The sequence below is a fragment of the Vibrio sp. 10N.222.48.A3 genome, from assembly GCF_041475345.1.
GTDB lineage: Bacteria > Pseudomonadota > Gammaproteobacteria > Enterobacterales > Vibrionaceae > Vibrio > Vibrio tasmaniensis_A.
On the sequence record NZ_JBFRVX010000718.1, the window covers coordinates 1 to 2,760 of the forward strand.

Sequence of the window (2,760 nt, forward strand, 5' to 3'; positions counted from 1 at the left end):
GGAAATCTGAGTCGCCATGAGAATGGCAAAAGGCATTAACCACGGCTTGAAAAATTGAAACATAAAAGGCTCAGCTAGGTGCTTAAATTCGAATAAATTGATGAACTGTTAAATATATCGGATAAACGACGTAAAGCTATAGAGATGAAAACAAAAAATGTGTTGCAGCGACAATATTCGCAGCAATTTCACACAATTTGACTAACAATATTTTCAATCGATTAAAAAAGCCCCACTAAAAGAGTGAGGCTTGTTTATCAAAGCAGTGAAGCTTAGAAGTAATCGCGAATCAGAACTTCAGCGATTTGAACTGCGTTTGTTGCTGCGCCTTTACGAACGTTATCAGCGACAACCCACATGTTCACACCGCTGTGATGGCTGATGTCGTTACGAATACGACCAACCATTACGTGGTCTTTACCACCAGCATCACGAACCTGAGTTGGGAAATCTAGAGCTTGGAAAACTTCTACGCCTTCCGTGTTCTCTAGAAGCTGAACCACTTGCTCTGCACCGATTGGCGCGCGAGTTTCAATGTGTAGAGACTCTGCGTGACCGTAGAATACTGGTACGCGAACACAAGTCGGGTTAACCGTGATTGATGAATCAGCAAAGATCTTTTGAGTTTCCCAAACCATCTTCATTTCTTCACGTGTGTAGCCGTTCTCTGTAAATTCATCAATTTGAGGAATACAGTTGAACGCGATCTGCTGTGAGAACGCTGACTTGTCAGCTGGCATACCGTTAAGAAGCTTAGCCGTTTGACCTGCTAGCTCATCGATACCCGGCTTACCTGCACCAGACACAGATTGGTAAGTTGAAACGTTAATACGCTCAAGACCCACTTCATCGTGAATCGGTTTAAGTGCTACTACCATCTGAATAGTAGAACAGTTCGGGTTCGCAATGATGTTGCGGTTACGGAACTCAGCAATCGCTTCAGGGTTCACTTCAGGCACAACTAGAGGAACATCGTATTCGTAACGGAAACGTGAGGTGTTATCGATAACAACCACACCTTCGTCAGCGGCGATTGGAGCCCAACGTTCTGAAAGCTCGCTACCTGCAGAGAAAAACGCAATATGTACTTGAGACCAATCGAAGTCTTCTACGTTTTGTACTTGTATTGTTTTGCCGTTAAAACGGGAAGTTTTGCCTTCACTACGTTCACTTGCTAGTAAGTGCATTTCACCGACAGGGAATTTACGCTCTTTAAGTACTTCAAGAATGGTTTCACCAACCGCACCAGTCGCACCTAAAATAGCAATATTAAATTCTTGGCTCATTGTTTCTCTCTTTTATAAAGTTGGCTTTACCATAAAACCGAGTTTAGATAACGGCGTTAAATTACAAGATTCGTCGCCCGTTAACTCGACTGCACTGTACTCTCTGCGGTCCCAATATTCTTTACGCATCTTGTCAAAAGAACCCGGCGTAGAGATATTGCGACGGAATAAGGCGTCGTCTTTGCGCACATCATAGATCAACTGAGTCAAATTGTGCAGTGTTGCTTCATCCCAAGCTCTATCTAATTTCATTTGAGGCACTGGCGCTGTCGGCAGAAGGTCGCTTGCATAAGCACGCTGTTCAGTACCTAAAAACTCACAATAACTGTTGAAGATCATGGTGGTACCACGCGCTTTACCCTCTAAACCGTAGCCCGCTACGTGAGGTGTTGCAAAAGCGAGCAACGGAAGAAGTTCAAAGTCGACTTCAGGTTCAAACTCAAATACATCAAGAACGGCAGTGAAACCATCGGCTTTTTGCAAGCGAGCTTTTAACGCTTGGTTATCAACAACTGGGCCACGAGCCGCATTAATCAGAATTTGATCAGCACGTAAATTGTTCAGTACTTGCTCATTGATCAAATGATGCGTTGGGAACTCACCTGTCTTAGTGATTGGCGTATGCAGAGTGATGACGTCTGACTGCTCAAGCAGAGTATCTAGCTCAGTAAATTCGCGAGTATCACCCTCTTGCTGTTTTAGAGGATCGTTCAGCAGAACTTTAATACCAATACCTTCAAGGCACTTTGCTAAATAGCTACCCACTTGGCCACAGCCGATAATACCGACCGTTTTTTCGAATACAGAGAAACCTTGCTGCTGAGCCAACACCATCATCGCGCTGAACGCGTACTCAGCCACACCCACCTTGTTACAGCCTGGGGCTGCAGTAAAGAAAATGCCACGTTCTTTCATCAATTCTTGGTCGACATGATCCATACCTGCCGTCGCTGTGCCGACAAACTTCAGCTTGTTGGCTTTGCTGATCAATGACTCGTTCACCTTGGTGACAGAGCGAATCATCAAAGCGTCTACGTCAACTAGGTCGTCAGCCGTTAATGTGCGACCAGACTTCATTGTCACTTCCCCTAGCTGGCTAAAAAGCGCTTCAGCATAAGGCATATTTTCGTCGATTAAGATTTTCATTTGGCGAGTACTTTTGTTGGGGTCTATCGACCTAAATGTGAATTGAAATGATTGTGCAAAATTCCACACACGGTGTCGAGTAGCAATTGGAATACATTATAAATAAAGGGCTGAATCGCCTAGTCTGCACAAACAAGAACAGAAATAAGAACCAAGACCTAAAATCAAAAAGCAAAAGTCAGAAGACTAAAACGAAAAATGCCCGATTGAATAAACAATCGGGCAAACATCCAGAACAAAAGGATCCTATCTCGCTCTCCAGGAGACAGAGTCTTGCGTCTGTTCAACCAGTACTAACCAAAGCCAGTACTGATCAAGCTCTGGAAAC

3 protein-coding genes are annotated in these 2,760 nt (G+C 44.1%); 1 reads left to right on the plus strand and 2 read right to left on the minus strand.

Annotated elements, in window-relative coordinates:
- Positions 1-272: 272 nt before the first annotated feature.
- Positions 273-1,286, minus strand: coding sequence for an aspartate-semialdehyde dehydrogenase (locus AB4653_RS18860; RefSeq protein ID WP_102249272.1), 1,014 nt, complete (start codon positions 1,284-1,286; stop codon positions 273-275).
- Positions 1,287-1,298: 12 nt separating this feature from the next.
- A complete protein-coding gene (locus AB4653_RS18865) occupies positions 1,299-2,432 on the minus strand; it encodes a 4-phosphoerythronate dehydrogenase (RefSeq protein WP_102257949.1) in 1,134 nt (377 codons plus the stop codon).
- An 86-nt stretch (positions 2,433-2,518) separates the two neighbouring features.
- Between AB4653_RS18865 and AB4653_RS18870 the strand changes: the two genes are divergently transcribed.
- Positions 2,519-2,760 (plus strand): hypothetical protein (locus tag AB4653_RS18870; protein WP_372104988.1); only part of this gene is annotated, 242 nt, incomplete at its 3' end.